This window comes from Methylobacterium sp. GXS13 (assembly GCF_001455965.1).
GTDB lineage: Bacteria > Pseudomonadota > Alphaproteobacteria > Rhizobiales > Beijerinckiaceae > Methylobacterium.
This window is the reverse complement of the sequence record NZ_LKKO01000047.1, coordinates 68288-86979: the sequence shown is the minus strand read 5'-3', so window position 1 is coordinate 86979 and position 18692 is coordinate 68288. Positions and strand designations below refer to the sequence as shown.

Below are 18692 nucleotides of genomic sequence, written 5' to 3'. Positions count from 1 at the left end.
CCCGTGATCAAGCAAAACCAAGTTTTTATTTGGCAGGGTCAGAGGATCGGCGTTAAATTTGCAGGGCTTTTACCTATATCTGCAAATATTCGACGACCCGTTCGAACTTGGATTTCCCCGGCATCGCTGTGCGATGCCGGGTTGAGCGCCAGGCTCAGGCGCCGCGCTCGTGGGGTTCGTGCTCCTCGACCAACTCGCCTTGCAACAGCGCGAGCGGCGCCTTGTGGTAGAGCTTGATGTCGTGGAACGGGTCCGTGAGGATCTTGGTGGCCCAGACCAGGCCGGTCTGGACGTCGCGCACGAAGAACAGCTGCACGGTGCGGAACAGCAGGCCCGCCCCGGCCAGCCACAGCCAGATCCAGCCGACGTTGCGGATCAGGTCGGCGGTCGTCTGGTGCGGTGAGAGCAGGCCGAACAGGGTGGGATCGAAATAGAGCGGCAGCGGCGAGATCGCCCAGATCGCCAAGAGGACGATCTTGCGCTGAAGATTGTAGCCGACTTTGATCTCTTCCTTGTGCTCGTGCGTGGCGTTGTTGACGTGGTCGTAGCCCTTCGGCTCGAAGAACAAATGGCCGGATTGCCGGCTCGTCATCGCGAGGAGCCAGCCGATCAGCGCGGCCGTCGCGGGATCCTTGAAGGCCATCGCGTAGGCGACCAGGAAGCTCACCGCACTGACGAAGTGCAGGCTCTGGTTGATCCGGTTGTGGTGATAATAGCGGTGGTCGTCCCAGCGCTGGACGCGCAACGTCTCAAGAAAGCTGGCCATGCCGTGCTTCTCCAATCGATCGTGGGTGGGCTGGTAGGAAGAGTTTCGCGATCAGGCGTCGCGCTTGCGCAGACGAATGAGTGAGAAGTGGCCGAGTGGCGGCAGCGGGCGGCGCTCGACGACTTCCACCGGCGCAGTCGCTGCCCAGGCAGCGTAGCGCTCCCAGGAAAACTCGGTCCGCCAGCCAAGGCGGCTGGTGATCGGCATCAGCGTGTGCTCGATTAGGCGGCGCAGGCCGCCCTCGGCCCCGATCCGGGTGGTGATGACGATCTCGCCGCCGGGGCGAAGCACCCGGGCGAACTCGTCGAGAGCCGCCTCTGGGTTCGGCACCGCGGTCACGACGTACTGGGCGACGACGACGTCGAAGGAGGCATCCGCGAAGTCGAGATGCTCGGCATCCATCACAGCGAGTCGCTCGACATTGCGCAGGGCCAACCGGGCGACGCGGGTCCTGGCCTTCTCAAGCATCGGTGCCGAGATATCGATGCCGACGATGGCGGCCGCCCGGCGGTATGCCGGGAGCGACAGGCCGGTGCCGACACCGACCTCGAGGACGCGGCCCCCGATCCGCTCGGCCGCGGCCGCCGCCAGTGTCCTACCTTGCGCGAAGACCGGGCCGAACACGACATCGTAGACGGGCGCCCACCGGCCATAGGCCTTGGCGACGCCGTCGCGATCGAGGTCGGGGCCGAGTGTCGCCGCTCGCGGCGAACCGGTGCTGTGCGTTCCGAGGGCCATAGGGTCCTGTCTCTCGCTGGCTGTCAGGCTGAGGCACCCGGCCGCCGGCCTTGTCGCGGGCCGAAGGATCCGGGATTTGAGGGAAAGGCCGGGCTCAGGCCCGGATTCGGATCACGCTGGATTGGAGCCCGGTCGCAGCGCCGCGGATTCGGCGACGGCGAACGGGTTGCTGCGGCCGCTTTCAGGGGCGGGATGCGGACGATCCGCCGAGGCATTCAAACACATCGTCAGGCCGTGATCAGATGATACGGCGGCCGTAATGGCGCAAAACTAAGCGGAACGTCATCGGCACCACACCGTTTCACCGCGTCGATCTTTCCGCCGGCAAAACTATGATTGTCTTTTGACGGTGTTGTGACATCACAAAATGGTCTTTTACCGACATGCGCTTCGCTGGCAAAGCTTTGAAGTCGTGCGAACACGGTCTTGAGTGCTCGAAGGTCTTCGGACGCTCGCCGAGGGCGGTTCCGGATCGCGCTGCCATCGAGCTCGCATTCAGCGCCTTGATGGGACGGGCGCGTTGACGCCGATCCGGTATCCACCTCAGCGGCAAGCGTTCCAGCGGGCGGATTCAGCGATCCGGAAACGGCGCCATCGGCACCGCCACAGTTCGGGAGGTGCCGATCGCCGGCGAGCAGCCATCTTGTTCACGATGATGAGAAACCACAGGCCCGGACGTCTCAGCGGTCCTGCGGGCTTGCGTTATGATCCGAATACCACAATGCCGGCGGACGGTTTGTCCGACATCATCTCGCCCCGTTGTCGACGAGATGTTCCCCGGTACTCGGTTGAAGACCATGGCGCGGCCTTGCGCCGAAGGAGTGTTTCGCGTGATCGAACAAATGCGGCGTATGACCCTGGCTGTGGCGGCAATGGCCGGGCTCGCCGGAATGGCCGGGCAGGCGGAGGCCGCGCAATGCGGCAACACGGCGGCTGGGTTCGAAGCCTGGAAGCGGGAGTTCGCGCAGGAGGCGCGCGGCAAAGCCAGCGCATCGAGCTTGGCCGCCCTCGAAGGCACGAGTTACTCCACCGCCACGATCTCGGCCGATCGCGGCCAGCGCAGCTTCAAGCTGTCGCTGGATCAGTTCCTGGCCAAGCGGGGCGGCCCGACCATCGTGGCGAAGGGGCGTCAGCTCAAGCGCACCAACGCCGCCCTGTTCGAGTCGATCGAGCAGCGCTACGGCGTCCCCCCGGGCCCGCTGCTGGCGATCTGGGGCATGGAGACAGGCTTCGGTGCGGTCCGTGGCAACGTCAACACCCTCTCGGCGGTGGCGACCCTGGCGTATGATTGCCGCCGCTCCGAATACTTTACGGATCAGCTCTATGCGGCCCTCACCCTGGTCGATCGCGGCCTGCTCTCGCCGAGCACCCGCGGCGCGGCTCACGGGGAAGTCGGCCACACGCAGTTCCTGCCGAAGAACGTGCTCGCCTACGGCACCGGCGACTTGAACAATGTCGGCGCCGCCCTTTCGTCGACCGCGAACTTTCTGAAGGCGCATGGCTGGCGCCCCGGAGCCGGCTACCAGCCCGGCGAGCCGAACTTCGTCGCGATCCAGGGTTGGAACGCCGCACCGGTCTACGAGAAGGCGATTGCCCTGCTGGGCAAGCAGATCGACAACGATTGAAGTCTATTCGCGGGCGGACGCGCTTCAGAATTGGAGCGCGAAATCTTTATCCGCCCCAAAATGGTCTTGATCGGTCCGTGATCGACCACGCCGATGCCCCAGAAAAGCCGGCCCGGCCCCGCTGTTTCAGCTCAGCGGGGCCGGCCGGCCCATCGAGAGGCGCTGTCGGCTTGTCCGAGCCGCGGCGACGATGATCCGGCAGGCATCCGCTCCGCGACGAGAGCATGGGCGCCCGCATGGCTATCGACACCTTGCCCCTGGACGGCTCCACCACCCGGATCGGCCGCCGTTCCTGCGCAGCCCCGTTGGCCGTCCTGACCGCCGCCGTGGCTCTGGCCGCACTCGGGAGCGGCTGGCCGCATTCGGGACGCCCGCCGGCTTCCACACTGGTCATCCCGGATCGCGACGTCGCGAGTGCCGAATCACGGTCCGAGGCCCCCCCCCTGGCGGCGAACCCTGAGCCTTCGGCGACCGAAGCTTGGCGCGATGCCACCGGCGGTCCCTTGTCCCGCTGGGCCTGGACGCAGGTCGAGCTGCCGTCGCTGCCATCGATCGCCGACGCAACGCCGATCCCTGAGGTTCAGAATGCCGAGCCGCCACGTGCGGCGATGACCGTACCCCTCCCAATTCCGCGTCCTCCCGAATTTCGATCCACGCGCGGTCCTGACCCGGCGCGCAGGGCCGACCGGCGGATCGCGCGTCGCGAGCTTTCGCCCGTCGCGATCCCGCCCCGGGAGGACGACCGCTCGTTCCTGGAAAAATTGTTCGGTGTCGAGCGCGCCCCCGCGCTCGCCTATGGCTCCCTCGAGACCCGACCGGCGGATCTCGTGCCGCAGCGCCGCATCTCGCCGCCGCTTGCCCCCACGGATGCGCGTCCCACGGCCGGGACGGCGGTCTACAACATCGCGGCCCGCGTGGTGACGCTGCCGAGCGGTGAGCGTCTGGAAGCGCATTCCGGCCTCGGCGAGGGTTTCGACGAGCCGCGCCTCGTCAACGTGCGGATGCGCGGCCCGACGCCGCCCGGCACCTACGACCTCAAGGAGCGGGAGCAGCTGTTCCACGGTGTACGGGCGATCCGCCTGACACCGGTCGGTGGCCCTGAGGCTGTCTACGGTCGCGACGGCCTGCTGGCGCATACCTTCATGCTCGGCCCGCGCGGCGATTCGAACGGTTGCGTCTCGTTCCGCGACTACGATCGGTTCCTGCAAGCGTTCCTGCGCGGCGAAGTCCAGCGCCTCGTGGTCGTGGCCGGCATCCAGGATCCGCTGCCGAGCCTTGCCGAGACGCCCATGCGCACCCGCATGGCCCGCAACGGCAATTGAGGCAGACCGATCCGGGGCTCGCTATCGCGATTGGCTGTGCAGCAGTGCTTTGACCGACCCCTGGACGCTGCCGCGCTCTTCGGGGCGCGCCTGCCGCAAATGGGCTTCGACGAGATTGAGAAGATAGGACTCCGCCTCGACCTCGGAACCATGGGTCGATCGCGAACCGGAACCAGGACCGAAGAAGACCGACACCGACAGGCCCGGGGCTGCTGAGATACGCGCAAGCCTCTCTGTCATCGCGGTGTCAGCCCCATCGGGGTCTGGTGCCATGAACGCGTCTCCCGATGGCTCGCGCGTCCGGTGGTGGGATACCGGCTGCCGTATATCGGCAGCCTCTCAAGATCGTCTGGGATAACTCAGTCAGCCTGCAGGGGCACTTACGGATAGACGGCCACATCGGCCATTGAGTCCGCGGTGGGCAGGTTAGTCATTTTATACTGACTGTAGTTCGCGCCGATCATCCCAATTCAAGTCGCCGGCTGACGTCGGGCGGCGGCAAGGATATGAAACGGCCGCCCTGCACTGGCATTCGCGTTGATCGCTGCAGAGGATGTCTCCGCTTGGCCCGTCCGTATCATGGTCGGCGTGGCAAGCCGATCGATCGTACCCGCTCTGCGGGTAATGACGTTCACGGGCGTTTCGCTCAGCTACCGGGCCAAGTGCGACAGGCACCTGAGTAGCTGTTGCAGACAGACAGCACGATCTTCGCCGAAGCTTTCAGATTCCCAAACGTCCGATCGCAGGCAGCTTGATTCCGGGGCGGCGGAAGTCGATCCCGGCGACACCGCCGAGCAGGTTCAGCTCCAAGCCTTCGACCCAGGCGAACGTGAGGCCGACGTAACCGCCGAGATTGATCCGAATTCCTGTGCCCGAGGGCGTCCGCCCGATCCAGCGTCCATCGTAGGGAAAATCCTTGCCGATCGCCGTGGCCGGGAGGCTGGCCCGCATCTCCGGTACCGCTGCCATCACGGCAGCGACGAACGTGTTCGAGTTCGGTCCCGGCCAGACCACGTAATCCCCGGGGCGGGCATAGCGGTACTCGGCTACGGCCTTGCGAATCCGCGGAAGCATCATCTCCGCTTCCGGGCCGTCCGTGGCGAACACGGTCTCGGGTGCGTTCCCGAACCAGCGCCCGTCCGGAACGAAGCGGTCGATCCAGATCGGCTGGCCCCAGGCCGTGTAGTCGAAGCGGCGGTAGCGGCGCTCTCCGCTACCCTTGATGACGATCCAGCTATGGGTCGCGACGATACCGCGCCAGCTCACCGTGCGGGCGGAGTAGATTCGGACCACGGCCCCGGGATTGGTCTCGGCCGGCGGAAGGAGGCCGGCGCTGGAACGGTCGGCTGAGCGCCAGTCGCCGTCCGCACGCAGCCAGTACCGGGTTGCCGAGACAGCGATCGGCACAAGGAAAAGGATGACGAGCGCGATAAGCGCGAACCTGATCAGGGACACGAGATTGGCCGGGGCATGACGGAGGACGGCCCGGATGTAGGAAGCGGTCGCGCCGGTTCCCATGCGGCCGAACGGTGCGGATCAGGCGGCGTCAGACACCGCTTCAAGAAACAGCGTCGTGGCGAGCAGGTCGGCACAGCCGCCAGGGCTCAGGCGCGCCGCCACGAAGTCGCGATGGATTGCGATGGCACGGTCCCGCCAATCCGGCGTCGCGATCCCGCCGGCCTTGAGGAAATCGGCCGCCGCAGCCCGCGCCCAATCCAGCCCATCAGCCCCGCCGCGGTGGAGCAGGTTCGTGTCGTCGACGACGGCCAGCAGCGCGAAGAAGCAGTGTACTCGTGCGGCCTCGGGATCGTCCGGCGCCCGGGCCCGGCCGAAGCGCAACGCCGGCAGACCGACGGCCCGGACGGTGGGAAAGCCTGCGGCAGCTTCCGCACGGGCACCCCCAACACCGTAGCGGCGCGCCACTCGACCACCATGGCTCTCCATCGAGGTGGGCGCCCGAGCGATGGCACCGCCCCATAGGCAGCCCACGGCCTCGGCCCGCGCATCGGCGGAGGCGCGAAACTGTCCGGCCGCGCCCGCGGCGGCACAGATCAGACCCAGCGAGAAGATGGCGCCGCGATGCGCGTTGACGCCGCCCGTCGCCGCCAACATGGCCGCCTCGGCCCTCAATCCGATGGCGCGGAGCCCACCCATGTCCTCGCCGCGTTCGCCAGCGGCGAAGAGGTCAGCGAAGTACGGCCGGATCGCCGCTGCGCTGCGACGCAGGGTTTCGGCATCCATGTCGAGATGGCTGCCGGAGTCGACGGGGCTAACCAGCCCGGGCTTTGGCCAAGTTTCCAACTCATCGATCAGGGCGGCGTGGGCGAGATTCGCTACGCGCTCGGGCCGGAGCTTCGGAGCATGCGGCTTTTCCTGAACGCGCAGATCGGAAATGCGATTTCTCCCGCGCAACGTCGAGAAAACATGACACACGGGCCATCTCGACCGGCTGGAGCAACCGGTCGTGACGGGCATGCTGCTACGCACCTCCCGCAGAGCCGTCAATTCGGCCGCTTCGCCTGAGAGCCCCTGTGGTCGACCGCGGCGCCTGTAGGGGCTGGCTTCGAGCGCGTCTCCGTCGGTTAGAACGTTCCGACGAAGCGGTCTGGCAAGTGCCACAGATTCGGCGCCTGGGCCCAACTCTTGCGCTCGATTGCATCGGCGAATATCCTCTTCGTTGTTTCGAAAAGATCTTCACCGCGGCGCAACTGAACGCGTGTCCGCGTAAGTCCGGCAATATCCGACTTCATATGATCCAGAAACGTCGTCGGCTCGATGGCGTGATGCGAGTCCGGGATGCCGACCGGTGCGGCGGCGTTGCGCTTCTTCTGGCGCTCGAACAAGATGTAGTTGTCACAATGGGCTAGGTGGAACAGGAACAGGTCGTCGAATTTCGGCCGATGCTCGTGGACCACGCAGTGGAAGCCGATATGCCAGTCCGTACGCTTCGAGATCAGTGTTGCTTTGCAGAGGGTCGATATCGGGCGGACATAGGCTCTCTGTAGCGATACGAGGCGTTGAAGATCGATCGGCGCCTCCTCCTCGACGTGGCGGACATCGGAGCCGAACAGGTCGAGGATCGGCGGCACATCGCGCGCCGCGATGTAATGCGACAGCGATGGCGCCACATCCGGATCGACGACGATCAACTCATCCGCATCGGCGAAAAGCACGCACTTGAATCCGATGAATAAAGACGCACAGAAATCGCGGATCGTATTCACGCGCTCCCATTCGTCGAGGGGCGTTCGCGGCAGCCGAATCAGGTTCGCGTTGATCCCAATGGTTGAGCCGTCGACGGAACCATGATCGAGAACATAGCAGTTCTCGGCTCCGACCTGCCGGTCGTAATGCCTTAGCCAGAGCGGCAACATCGTTTTCTCGTTGAACGCCATGGTGACCACGGCGAGAGGCCTTTTCTCCACCGACATTTCCCTTCGACACGGCATTTGATAATCCGCCCCCATCGTACGCGGCGGGACGCTAATTAGGAGCTAAGCTGGATATGGAGCGAGCGCCGCAACTTCTACGATCTTTGAATAAAGATGCGCGGATCATTGAGATCGGCCCGAGCTTCAATCCCCTTGCCCCTAAACGTGACGGTTGGACCACGATAGTGGTCGATCACGCTTCGCGTGATGAATTGATCGCGAAATATCATGACCAGGCGATCGACCGGATTGAGGAGGTCGACATCGTCTGGACCGGAGGTTCCCTCGCCGACGCTATCCCGAGCGATCAGCATGGAACGTTCGACGCGTTCATCGCCAGCCACGTCATCGAGCACACGACCGACATCGTCACGTTCCTGCGTGCTGCGCAGACGCTGCTGAAACCAAACGGCGTCGTGATCCTAGCCGTCCCGGACAAGCGTAAGTGCTTCGACTTCTACCGACCGCTGTCGGCGACCGCCGAAGCGATCACGGCCTTCTTGGAGCGACGCGACCGGCACACCCTGCGGACGCATATCGACTACGCTCTCAACATGGCCTTGAAGCCAGGTGGGATCGGGGCCTGGGACGCCAGCGACATCCAATTGGCCGAGCCGGTCAATCCGATCACCGACGCGCCGCAATGGCACGCCGCCGCGCAGCGTCTGGATTATACCGACGCCCACGCCTGGGTGTTCGTACCGTCGAGCTTCAGCTTGATGATCCTGGAATTGTCTTTGCTCGGCTATCTCGACCTGAGGGTCGAGGACCTTCAGGAACGGTACGCCACGGAATTTTTCGTCTGGCTTCGGAAGGGCGCGCCGCGGCTCGCAGCTGAAGAGGCCCGGAGCGAACGCACCGTCCTGATGCAGCGGGTGATCGTGGAGCTGGCTGATCAGGCGCGCCAATTGCCGGACGGGCCGCTGGGTGAATCCGCGGCCCTCCTGCGCGATCAGCTTCTGAGATCCGCGTACCGCACGCAGGCCCTACGCAGGGTTCTCTCGGCCGTGCGAGCCAGCCTGGGCACACTCGGTCTGAGCCGTCGACGCTTTCAGCAGCAGATCGCGCTGGCGGGTCACGACGTCCCGGCGAATGCCCTGGCCCCGATCCAGCACCACATCCTGCTGAACGAGGCGACGAAGATCCTGAACCGCCGAAAGCATCCCGATGGTTTCACGGTCGCCGACGATGGGGATCCGGCCATGGCAGAGAACGCGGTCCTTGTCGTGCCGCTCGGTGCCGCGCAGTTCCGCGATCCGCTGCTGGCCGCCGAACTCGCGCGGGAGCGGCAGCGGTCGCTCGCCGTGCGGGTCGTGCTCGACGCCGTGCTGAAGAGCCTGCGCTCCCAGTCCTGGGACAAGAAGCGCTTCAAGGCGATCATCGCGAAGGCCGCCCAGGAGACGCCCACCGTCGGTCCGGAAGCAGTGCGCCACGCGGTGCTTGCGGAGGAGAGCCGGAGGGTTCTGGGCGTGCCGCGCGCCTAGCGGGTCAACGCACCGGCGGCGCCCAGATTGGGAGTGCGGATGCGTCCACCGGCCGGGGCAGGAGGCCTTCGGTCCGGAAGGCGTCGGCAATCTTCTGCTGCTCGGAGAGGCCGGCCCGGGTGACCGGCTCTACGTGGTAGCTGCGGTGCGCGTTCGCCCGCCGGATCACCTCGGGCTCGATTTTCCAGAGCGGCGCCAGGCGCGAAGCCGCTTCGTCCGGCTGCGCCTTCACCCAAGCGCCGGTTTCGGCCAGCTGGCTGAACAGGACGGCCAGCACCGGGCTGTTGGCGGCCACGTAAGGATCGGCCGCAAGATAGTAGCGTTTGTACAGGGACAGGCCGGCACCATCGCGCAGAACCCGCGCACCGGATTGCTGCCGGGCGGCGGACAGGAACGGGTCCCAGGCGACCCAGGCCTCGACACCGCCGCTGGTGAGCGCAGCCCGGCCATCGGCAGGCGTCAGGTAGGCTGGGGTGATGTCCTTGAAGGTCATGCCGGCTTCCGAGAGGGCAGCCAGCAGCAGGTAATGGCTGCCCGCGCCTTTGGTGACGGCGACGCGCCGGCCGCGCAGATCCGCAACCGTCTTGGCGGGCGAGCTCTCGGGCACCAGGATGGCCTGCGCGTCCGGGGAGGGGGCTTCCTGGGCGATGTAGGTGATCCGAGCGCCCGCCGCCTGCGCGAAGATCGGCACCGTGTCGGCCACGTCGGCCGAAACGTCGATCTGCCCGGCATTGAGGGCTTCCATGATCGGAAGCCCGCTCGTGAATTCGTGCCAGGACAAGCCGGTCCCGAGCGGTGCCAGCGCCTTCTCCAGGTTGCCGTTCTGGCGCAGCAGCGCGATGAGCGTCGAGGAACGCTGGTATCCGATGCGCAGCGTCGTGGCTGCCCGGGCTGTGCGGGGCAGCGGCACGAGGGCTGCGGCGGCAAGGCCGGCGATCAGGTTTCGGCGAGAGGCAGGCATCGTGTCATCCGGGATGGGAGCAGGGTGAGGACGTGGGGAGAGGATCTACCACCACGTAGCACGGTCCTCAGGGGCAAGCGGCTGATGGGCTGCGGCCGGACGCAAAGAGCGGTCGAGGGCAGCCATCACGCGGCGGACCGCATTTTCATGATGAGCCGCAACGGGATCACGTGGGCGGGCCGGCCCGATAACGATGGTTTCGTCGAGGCGGCCCGGACGCGGGCGCATCACCACCACCCGGTCAGCCAGCGTCACGGCCTCACCGACATCGTGGGTCACAAGCAGGATCGTCGGCTTCGCCTCGCCCCACAGGTTCAGGAGCTGATCGTGCAGATCCCTGCGGGTGAAGGCATCCAACGCGGAGAACGGTTCGTCCAACAGCAACACGCGCGGAATGGTCACGAATGCCCGGGCGATGGCGACGCGCTGCTGCTGCCCACCGGACAGCTCGCGCGGCCAGCGGTCGGCATGCTCCGCCAGACCGATCCGTTCCAGTGCCCCGACGACCCGGCCCCGATGCTCGGATCCGGTAAGCCCGGCAAGGCCGAAGCCGACATTGTCTGCGACATCAAGCCAGGGCAGGAGTCGCGCCTCCTGGAAGACGACGCCGACATCCGGATGCGGCTCGCGGATCGTCTCGCCGTCGACCTGCACGCATCCGCCGCTCGCTTGGTCGAGTCCCGCGATGAGGCGCAGCAGTGTCGTCTTTCCGCAGCCCGAGCCGCCGACGAGCGCGACGATCTCCCCCGGGTGCACCGAGAGGTTGATCCCGGCCAGGGCTTGCGTGCCATCCGCGTAGGTTTTTGAAAGATCATCGACGATGAGCACGGGGATTTCTTGTGTGAGCAATTGTAGTGATGGGCCGGGCGCGTGGTGCAGGGTCTCGCCCGTCATAGGCTCTCCCGTTCCGTATCCTGCCAGCGCGTCAAGGGCCGCGTCAGCGTCATCAGGACCAAGTCGGCCAGCTTCCCCGCCGCTGCGAAATCGAAGATTGCGGCGACGATCTGGTCCGGTTTGCCGAATTGCTGGCCATCGACCAGTAGGTAACCGAGCCCCTCCGAAGCGCCCATCAGCTCTGCCGCCACAACGAACAGGAAGCCGAGGCCGAGTCCCGTGCGCAACCCGACCAGCGTCGCAGGCAGCACCGCGGGCAGCAGGATCCGCCTGGCGAGGCCAAAACGCGACAGCCGGAAGATACGTCCGACTTCGATAAGTTTCCGGTCCACCGAGGCGATCGCCCCCGAGACCCCGACATAGACCGGGAAGAAGACCCCTACGGCGATCAGCAGCACCTTCGGCGTCTCGAGGATTCCGAACCATAGGATGAAGAGTGGAACCCAGGCCAGCGACGGCACAGCTCGCAAAGCCTGCAGGCTTGGATCGAGCAGCCAGCGCAGAGTCGGAAGCGTCGCCACGAGCCCACCCGCCAGGATCCCCACAGCGGCTCCCCAGAGGAAGCCGAGTCCGACCCGGATCAAGGTCGCCTGGACATGCATCAGCAGGTCCCCCGAGGCCGCGAGGTCCAACAGCGTCGCGCCGATTCGGCTCGGTGGCGGCAGCAGCCGGCCGGAGACCAAGCCGGGATCGATCGCGATCTCCCAGCCGATCGCCAGGGCGAGCGGCAGGACCAGCCCGAGGCCGACACGGCCGCCCTGCCGCATCAGCGTCCCGGCCGTCAACGCGCGGCGACGGGGTTGAAGCCAGAATCGAGCAAACCGCTCACCGCCGAAGCGACATCCGTACCGGCGGGGATCACGCCGGCCTGCTGAAGAGCGAGGCCGGCCGCCTCGATGGACTCGGCCTGTGCCGGCCCGATCATCGGCTTTGATAGGTCGGTGCGCTGGAGCTGGCGAGCGATCACAGGTTCGGGCAGCTTGGTCGCGGCGACCAGCGCCGCCGAGAGGGCCTGCGGGTTCGCCAGCGCGTAGGCGCGCGCCCGCTCGTAGGCTGCGATCACTGTCCGGACGAGATCGGGGTGGGCGTTCGCGAAGTCCTCACGCACATCGAGCAGACCCCAGGTGTTGGCCGCCGGGTCACGGTAGAACAGGACATCGCCATTCTCGATCTCGGCCGCCGCCATCAAGGGATCCAAGCCGGCCCAGGCATCGACATCGCCCCGGTCAAGGGCCGTGCGTCCGTCCGAATGCTGAAGCAGGACGAGCTTTGCGTCCCTTTCCGTCAAGCCTGCGCCCTGAAGCGCACGGATGAGGAAGATATGCGGATCGGTACCGCGGGTGACGGCGATGCGCTTGCCCTTTAAGTCTGCGGGCTTGGCGATGCCGGTGTCCTTGCGGGTGACCAACGCCGTCCACTCCGGGCGCGAGAAGGCGTAGACGGCTTTAACCGGGTTCCCGTTGATCCGCGCGACGAGAGCGGCCGCGCCTGCTGCAGAGCCGATATCGATCGCGCCGGCGTTCAGGAATTCGAGCGCCTTGTTGGAGCCGAGTGACTGGACCCACCGCACCCGAATGCCCTTCGCCTGAAGGGCCTCTTCAAGGAAACCTTTCTCCTTCAGAAGTAGACCGACGGGATTGTAGGTTGCCCAGTCCAGGCGAATCTCCTTCGGATCCTGGGCCCGGGCCGCATGAGCGAACAGGCTTGTCCCGGAGATCAGGACGAGGCCGGCGGCCAGGAGGGATCGGCGTGAGCGACGCAAGGGCGGAACCTCGTCTCGGCGAAGCGTGTGGAAAGCGTTCACGCACGCGGTCACGGCGCGCGGCCCGGAACGTGAGGGTCGCTTGACCGCGCACCGCAATTGCCCGCGCGATCAGGTAACCTGACCGAGAATCTCCAGGATCGTCCGACGCAGCCGAACGAGGTCAGGATCATCCCGGTGACGTGGATAGGGGGCCTCGACTGGCAACTCGGCTCGGATCGCGGCCGGACGGTCACTGAGCACGATCACCCGCTCGGCCAGGATCAAAGCTTCCTCGACGTCGTGGGTGACGAGGACTGCGGTGAAGCGCTTCTCCTGCCAGAGCCGCAGGATCTCCGCTTGCATCGCCAGCCGGGTTAGCGCGTCGAGCTTGCCCAGCGGTTCGTCGAGGAGCAGCAGGCGCGGCTCGTTGACCAGCGCCCGGGCCAGAGCCGCTCTTTGCGCCATGCCGCCAGAGAGCTGGTGCGGATAGGCGTCCGCGAAAGCGGACAGCCCGACGAGCCCTAGTGCCCGATCGATGCGCGCCGCGCGATCCGCCCGGCCGACGCCCTGGGCTTCAAGCCCCAGCGCCACGTTTCCGCGTACAGTCCGCCATGGGTAGAGGGTCGGATCCTGGAAGACGAGCAGCCGGGACGGGTCCGGCCCTTCGACCAATTGACCACCCACGGTAATGACACCCTGGTCCGGAGGCTCCAGCCCGGCCACCAGCCGCAGCAAGGTGGATTTTCCGCAGCCCGAAGGGCCGAGCAGCGCGACGAACCCGCCTGGCGCGACAGTGACACTGACTTGGTCGAGCACCGGCAAAGGCGCGCCGCGGATATCGAAGGCGTGGCTGACGGCCTCCGCGTGCAGGCTTGCACCGCGAGCCTGGTCCGTATGTCGCTGCAGCGTTGCGGCTACCATTGCACCAGCCCCTTCTGCCAGGCGAGCAGGCGATCGCGCAGGCGGAACAGCAAGGTGATCAGCGACGAGCACATCAGGGCCATCACGATCAGCGCCGCGTACATGTTCGCGTAGGCTGCCCAGCCCTGAGCCCATTGCAGGTACCAGCCGAGGCCCGACTTCACGCCGAGCATCTCGGCCACCACCAGCACCGCGAAGGAGCCGCCGAGCCCCATGAACAGGCCGACGAAGACGTGCGGCAACGCCGCCGGGACCGCCACCCTCAGCACCAGGAAGCTGGGCGAGGCGCCCAGCGTCCGCGCCACGTCGAAATAGGCCTTGTTGGCGCCGGCCACCCCGGACCAGGTCAACACGGTGACAGGAAAGCCTGTGGCCAGCGCGACCAGAAAGGTGCTCGCCGACCACGAGGTCGGAAAGACGAAGAAGGCCAGCGGCAGCCACGCCGTCGCCGGGAGCGGGCCGACGAAGCGCAGCACCGGATGCGCCCAGTAGCCTACAGCCTTGGACGTCCCGATGGCGACGCCGAGCACGAAGCCGAACCCTGCCCCGATGGCGTAGCCGCCGGCCAGCAGGATCAGCGAATTCAGCGTGCTGCCGCCGAGTCTCGGCCAATCGTCCAAAAACACCTCGAGGATGGCCTGGGGCGGCGGGAAGAACGGCATCGGCAAGAGGCAGAATTTCGCCGTGACGACCTCCCAGGCCACCAGGGCTATGGCCAGTGCCGCGAGCCACGGGCTCCAGTGCTGCAGCCGCGCCCCGAACCCGCCGAGCCTGGCACCGAGCAGCCCCAACGGCAGCAGACCCAGACCAATGACCGCGGCGCCGTGCGCGAAGGCGGCCGTCCTTGGAAAGTCGCCGGTCTCCGGCAGTGCCAGGGTCAGCCCGGCGAGCGCGAGCCAGACGGTACCGGCCGCAAGGACCCGCCAGGGAGGGACAGGCACGTGCGCTCGAGCAGCTGCGACGCGCGCGGCGGTGACCGCGGTGATGCTTCCGGACATGACGTTCCTCAGCCCAGCACATCGGCGTAGATCCGCTCAGCGAATTTCGCTGTGTCGGTCGAGCGCTTCAGAACGTTCACGAGCTTTAATTCATCGCCGTAGAGGGCGAGCTGCTGCTTCAGCCTGCCGCCCACCGGGCTGTCGCCGTGTTGCTGATTGCGGAGCATCGCGGCCAGATCCTCGACTGACCCTTTGCCTCCGTAGCCGGAGAACGCCTTGGCGGCCGCCGCGGGGTTCTCGTGGACGGCGTGCCCGCCCTCCAGGATCGCCCGGGTGAGGGCAGCGGCAACCGGCCGGTCGTTCCGGAGCAGGCTGCCGCGGACCGCCACGACGCAGCAGGTGCGGTCTGCGTAATCTCCGGACAGATTGGTCGCCACTTCGGTGAAGCGCTCATCCTTCAACCAGATCCAAGTTCGCGGGTCGCCATCGGCCAGCGCTTGCGCTTCTCCCTTTTGCACCGCCAAGTTCAGCAGATCGGCCGGGTATTGCCGCCAGTCGACGCCGCTGTCCGGGTCGATGCCGGCCTTGGCCAGTTGCAGGCTGAAGAAGTACTTGGCCGGACTTGCTTGGTCGCTGATCGCGATGGTCTTGCCCTTGAGGGACGGGATGTCGGTGATCCCGCTCGCTTTGTCGGCCAGCAGCCTCAGGCAGCCGCCATGCAGGCCGGCAGTAATCTTGACGTCGAAGCCCTGTTCCAGGGGTTTCAGCCAGCGAAGGGCCATGCCGATCCCCGCATCGGCTTTGCCGGTCGCGATGGCTTCCAGAAGCGCCTCCGTGGCACCACCGAAATTGACGAAGTCCACGTCGAGGCCATGCTTGGCGAAAATGCCCTGCTCCTTCGCCAGCGGCGCAGCGGCTGTGCAGATCGCGGTGGCGTTCCAGGCCAGCTTGACCGGCCGCAGCGGGGTTGTCGGGCCTACCGCAGCGATGGGGCTGCAGAGGGGGCCGGGATTGAACGGCGCACCGGGCCCCGGGGCCCAGGCCTGGCTCGCGCTTATGCCCAGGCCGAAGGGCGCGGCCATCGCTCCAGCGCCGGCCCGCAGCAGCAGGCGACGCGAGGGCCATCGGCCCGGGTCCATGGTCCTCGGATGTAACGGGTCCTCGATCATCGCACGTCTCCGGCCGCGCGACCGCGCGGCAAGGTAGGCCGACGCACGGCACGGCTAGACTGCGTGGCCGAGCTCTTCGTGCATCATCAATGTAGGAAAGTGATCCGGTAAAGGATCAACGACTTTAATATTCTATCGACGGAGCGCTGAGTCAACGAAAGCGTTTTATGATCTTGCCGTCGACCCCAAAAAATTATTGCCTTGCTTGCCTTAGAGGCAGGAAGATCTCAACCGCCCTCCATCGAACGGCTTCCAGTCCCTAGATTCGATTCCAGCACCGCTCCGAGGCGGGGAATGATGTCAGGCCGCGCCAACGCGATACTGACGCGGCGGCTCGGTGCCGTTCACCGCGAAGGCGCCGACGATCCTGTCCCGGTAGATCCGGGGGTTGTGCGAGGCGATGGTGCGGGCGTTCCGCCAATAGCGGTCGAGCCCGAGCCCTTGCTTGACCGCCGAGGCGCCCAGTGCGTCGAACAGGATTGTCGTCGCTTCAAGCACCAGATTGGTGACCACGGTGACCGCTTGGTTGACCTCGACATCCGCCAGGGCGGTGGCGCGCTCCGCCTCGGACTCGGTGCCCCGGCCGCCCGCTTCGCGATGCAAATCGTAGGAGCGCTGGAGCGCCTCCGCCGCTTTCAGCGCCACGGCCGCGGCCGCGTAGGCGTTACCGCGAACCCTGCCGACCACGGCCAAGATCTGCGGATCGTCGGCGGTCCGGCCGGCATTGCCATGGCTGTAGACGCGTGTCCGCTCGGCCACCAAGCGTCCGACATCCTCGGCCGCGGCGCGCCCGATCCCGGCGAGCGTGGCCAGATGGACGAGTTGAAAGAACGCCATCGCGTAGGGGAAGCGCGCCGGGTCCGGCTTGATCAGATCTGGAGACAGAACGACGTCATCGAACCGGATCGTGCCGCTCGCAGTGAGCGCCTGGCCGAACCCGTCCCAATCGTCGACGATCTCGACGCCCGGCGCTCCCGTCGGGACGGCGGCGACGATCGCGGCGCCGTCCTCGTCATCGGCCGAAAGATGGATGTAATCAGCGAACAGTGACCCGGTGGTATAGAATTTCTTGCCTGACACGACCCGCTCGGCGCCCCTGTGGCGGACCACCGTATCGAATTGGCCGACCTTGGCCGAACCGGTCTCGGAGACGCCGCTGCCCACAGTCTCGCCGGCGGCGAGCCGGGCGATCCAGCGGGCGCGCCAGTCCGGCGCGGTCGAGCCGAGCACGTCCTCGGTGAAGCCGAAATGGGCCCGCAGGGCGTTGGTCACGTTCGAATCGGCCTGCGACAGCTCGATCAACAAATTGAATAGCTCGGGCAGGCTGGCGCCGTGGCCACCGGCCTCGACCGGCAGGCGCAACGTGGTGAAGCCGATCTCCTTCAACCAGCCGATCTCGGCATGCGGCAGGCGATGCGTGCGGTCGCGCTCGACCGCCGTGGCGCGGATCTCGGCGAAGGTGGGTCGGAAGCGAGCGGCCAGATCCTCGTAACGCTCACTCGGGCCAGCGCCCCAACCTGCATCCCTCTGCGACATCACCCGAGCATCCCATCTTGATCGTCGCGACCGATGCCGGAGGGCGTTCGGCACGAGACCCAAGATTTCGCCAAGTCGAGCCGCGATCTCAAGCCGGAACGCAGGAAAAACGGCCGCCCGCGATCGATTTGGAACCGTGATCCCTCGATGAAGGACGGTTTGAGCACGTGTTTCTTTCGATAAGCTTCGATGGAAAACAACATTCTCGCAAGAAGGCTCGATCCTCGGCACATGTCGGCATTGTCAGGCTGCCGCGCCACTGCGTTTCCGGGCCGGCCAAGCCGCTTCATGGTCGAAAGCGGGGTGTCCATCGGGGATTTCGCAGGCCCGTGCCCGCGCAGCCGCTACCAGCTCGGCAGGACGGTGCTGCCAAACGTCGTCTCGATGAACGCCTTGACCTCGGGGCTGCGGTAGCTCTCGACGAGCGCCTTGACCCACGGCTGGTCGCGGTCGGCCTCGCGGACCGCCAGGAGGTTCACGTAGGGCCCCTTCGGTTCCTCCTTGAGGATCGCGTCCGACGGTTTCAGGCCGGCCGGCGTGGCGAAGTTGGTGTTTATCGCGGCCGCGTCGACATCGTCCAGCGACCGGGGCGTCTGCGCCGCATCGACCTCGATGAACCGCAGTTTGCGCGGATTCTCGACGATGTCGGCCACCGTCGGCTTGAACCCGGTTCCGGCCTTCAGCTTGATCACGCCCTTGTCCTGCAGAAGCAGGAGCGAGCGGCCGCCATTGGTCGGGTCGTTCTGGATCGCAATCGTGCCGCCGGTCGGCACCGCGTCGAAACTTTTGTGGCGCTTCGAGTAGATCCCGAGCGGGAAGTTCACCGTCGTGGCGACGCCGACGATTCTGTAGCCGCGATCGGCCTTCTGGTTGTCGAGGAAGGGCTGGTTCTGGAACGAGTTCGCTTCGATCTCGCCGGCCGACAGCGCCTCGTTCGGCACCACGTAATCCGAGAACTCGATGATCTGCAGGTCGAGGCCGTTGCGCGCCGCGACGGGCTTCGCCGCCTCCAGGATCTGACCGTGCGGCCCCGGCGTCGCGCCGATGCGGACGCGCTTCAGGGCCTCCGCGTGCCCGGCGCCGGGCAGCACGAGGAGGGCGGTAAGCACCAGGCGACGCAACATGGCAGGCGGTCTCGCGATTTCAGGGTCGAACGGGTCTGG

19 protein-coding genes are annotated in these 18692 nt (G+C 66.3%); 3 read left to right on the top strand and 16 right to left on the bottom strand.

Going from position 1 to position 18692, the window contains the following annotated elements:
• Window positions 1-154: 154 nt before the first annotated feature.
• Both AO398_RS17430 and AO398_RS17425 read right to left on the bottom strand, forming a co-directional pair.
• Window positions 155-766: a hypothetical protein gene (locus AO398_RS17430; protein ID WP_058193485.1), complete on the bottom strand. Its 612-nt coding sequence runs from the start codon at window positions 764-766 to the stop codon at window positions 155-157.
• A 51-nt stretch (window positions 767-817) separates the two neighbouring features.
• Window positions 818-1504: a class I SAM-dependent methyltransferase gene (locus AO398_RS17425; RefSeq protein ID WP_058193373.1), complete on the bottom strand. Its 687-nt coding sequence runs from the start codon at window positions 1502-1504 to the stop codon at window positions 818-820.
• 842 nt (window positions 1505-2346) lie between these two features.
• On the opposite strand from AO398_RS17425, the gene AO398_RS17420 reads away from it, so the two are divergent.
• Together AO398_RS17420 and AO398_RS17415 are read left to right on the top strand one after the other, a co-directional pair.
• Window positions 2347-3129 carry a lytic murein transglycosylase gene (locus AO398_RS17420; protein ID WP_058193372.1) on the top strand — a complete coding sequence of 261 codons (783 nt, stop codon included), beginning with the start codon at window positions 2347-2349 and terminating at the stop codon, window positions 3127-3129.
• A 236-nt stretch (window positions 3130-3365) separates the two neighbouring features.
• Window positions 3366-4451 carry a tlde1 domain-containing protein gene (locus AO398_RS17415; protein WP_058193484.1) on the top strand — a complete coding sequence of 362 codons (1086 nt, stop codon included), beginning with the start codon at window positions 3366-3368 and terminating at the stop codon, window positions 4449-4451.
• Window positions 4452-4472: 21 nt separating this feature from the next.
• On the opposite strand, the gene AO398_RS28375 is transcribed toward AO398_RS17415, so the two are convergent.
• From AO398_RS28375 to AO398_RS17400, 4 genes are all read right to left on the bottom strand, one after another.
• Entirely contained in the window at window positions 4473-4724 is a 252-nt protein-coding gene (locus AO398_RS28375; RefSeq protein WP_152997554.1) for a hypothetical protein, read from the bottom strand.
• 447 nt (window positions 4725-5171) lie between these two features.
• The gene (locus AO398_RS17410) at window positions 5172-5906 is read right to left on the bottom strand and encodes a DUF3750 domain-containing protein (protein ID WP_058193483.1); all 735 of its coding nucleotides are present in this window, start codon (window positions 5904-5906) and stop codon (window positions 5172-5174) included.
• A gap of 81 nt (window positions 5907-5987) precedes the next feature.
• Window positions 5988-6926 (bottom strand): triphosphoribosyl-dephospho-CoA synthase MdcB, encoded by a 939-nt coding sequence (mdcB, locus tag AO398_RS17405; protein WP_082643320.1) that lies wholly within the window; start codon window positions 6924-6926, stop codon window positions 5988-5990.
• Window positions 6927-7033: 107 nt separating this feature from the next.
• Entirely contained in the window at window positions 7034-7846 is an 813-nt protein-coding gene (locus AO398_RS17400) for a glycosyltransferase family 2 protein (RefSeq protein ID WP_244498814.1), read from the bottom strand.
• A 110-nt stretch (window positions 7847-7956) separates the two neighbouring features.
• Here AO398_RS17400 and AO398_RS17395 point away from each other — a divergent pair, with 110 nt between their 5' ends.
• Window positions 7957-9366 carry a methyltransferase domain-containing protein gene (locus AO398_RS17395; protein WP_058193370.1) on the top strand — a complete coding sequence of 470 codons (1410 nt, stop codon included), beginning with the start codon at window positions 7957-7959 and terminating at the stop codon, window positions 9364-9366.
• 4 nt (window positions 9367-9370) lie between these two features.
• Here AO398_RS17395 and AO398_RS17390 read toward each other — a convergent pair whose 3' ends face one another.
• From AO398_RS17390 to AO398_RS17350, 10 genes are all read right to left on the bottom strand, one after another.
• Entirely contained in the window at window positions 9371-10327 is a 957-nt protein-coding gene (locus AO398_RS17390) for an aliphatic sulfonate ABC transporter substrate-binding protein (RefSeq protein ID WP_058193369.1), read from the bottom strand.
• 45 nt (window positions 10328-10372) lie between these two features.
• A complete protein-coding gene (locus AO398_RS17385) occupies window positions 10373-11155 on the bottom strand; it encodes an ABC transporter ATP-binding protein (RefSeq protein WP_058193368.1) in 783 nt (260 codons plus the stop codon).
• Window positions 11156-11217: 62 nt separating this feature from the next.
• Window positions 11218-11988 carry an ABC transporter permease gene (locus AO398_RS17380; protein WP_082643329.1) on the bottom strand — a complete coding sequence of 257 codons (771 nt, stop codon included), beginning with the start codon at window positions 11986-11988 and terminating at the stop codon, window positions 11218-11220.
• Window positions 11989-12002: 14 nt separating this feature from the next.
• Window positions 12003-12983: an aliphatic sulfonate ABC transporter substrate-binding protein gene (locus tag AO398_RS17375; protein WP_058193366.1), complete on the bottom strand. Its 981-nt coding sequence runs from the start codon at window positions 12981-12983 to the stop codon at window positions 12003-12005.
• 111 nt (window positions 12984-13094) lie between these two features.
• A complete protein-coding gene (locus AO398_RS17370; protein WP_058193365.1) occupies window positions 13095-13886 on the bottom strand; it encodes an ABC transporter ATP-binding protein in 792 nt (263 codons plus the stop codon).
• A complete protein-coding gene (locus AO398_RS17365) occupies window positions 13880-14884 on the bottom strand; it encodes an ABC transporter permease subunit (RefSeq protein ID WP_058193364.1) in 1005 nt (334 codons plus the stop codon). The genes AO398_RS17370 and AO398_RS17365 overlap by 7 nt, the downstream gene beginning before the upstream one ends.
• 8 nt (window positions 14885-14892) lie before the next feature.
• On the bottom strand, window positions 14893-15993 hold the full coding sequence (locus tag AO398_RS17360) for an ABC transporter substrate-binding protein (RefSeq protein WP_058193363.1): 1101 nt from the start codon (window positions 15991-15993) through the stop codon (window positions 14893-14895).
• Window positions 15994-16293: 300 nt separating this feature from the next.
• Window positions 16294-17529 (bottom strand): acyl-CoA dehydrogenase family protein, encoded by a 1236-nt coding sequence (locus AO398_RS17355; protein WP_058193362.1) that lies wholly within the window; start codon window positions 17527-17529, stop codon window positions 16294-16296.
• Complete coding sequence (locus tag AO398_RS28370; protein WP_152997553.1) at window positions 17529-17840, bottom strand: hypothetical protein; 312 nt, start codon at window positions 17838-17840, stop codon at window positions 17529-17531. The genes AO398_RS17355 and AO398_RS28370 overlap by 1 nt, the downstream gene beginning before the upstream one ends.
• A 33-nt stretch (window positions 17841-17873) precedes the next feature.
• Complete coding sequence (locus AO398_RS17350; RefSeq protein WP_058193361.1) at window positions 17874-18653, bottom strand: MetQ/NlpA family ABC transporter substrate-binding protein; 780 nt, start codon at window positions 18651-18653, stop codon at window positions 17874-17876.
• Window positions 18654-18692 lie beyond the last annotated feature (39 nt).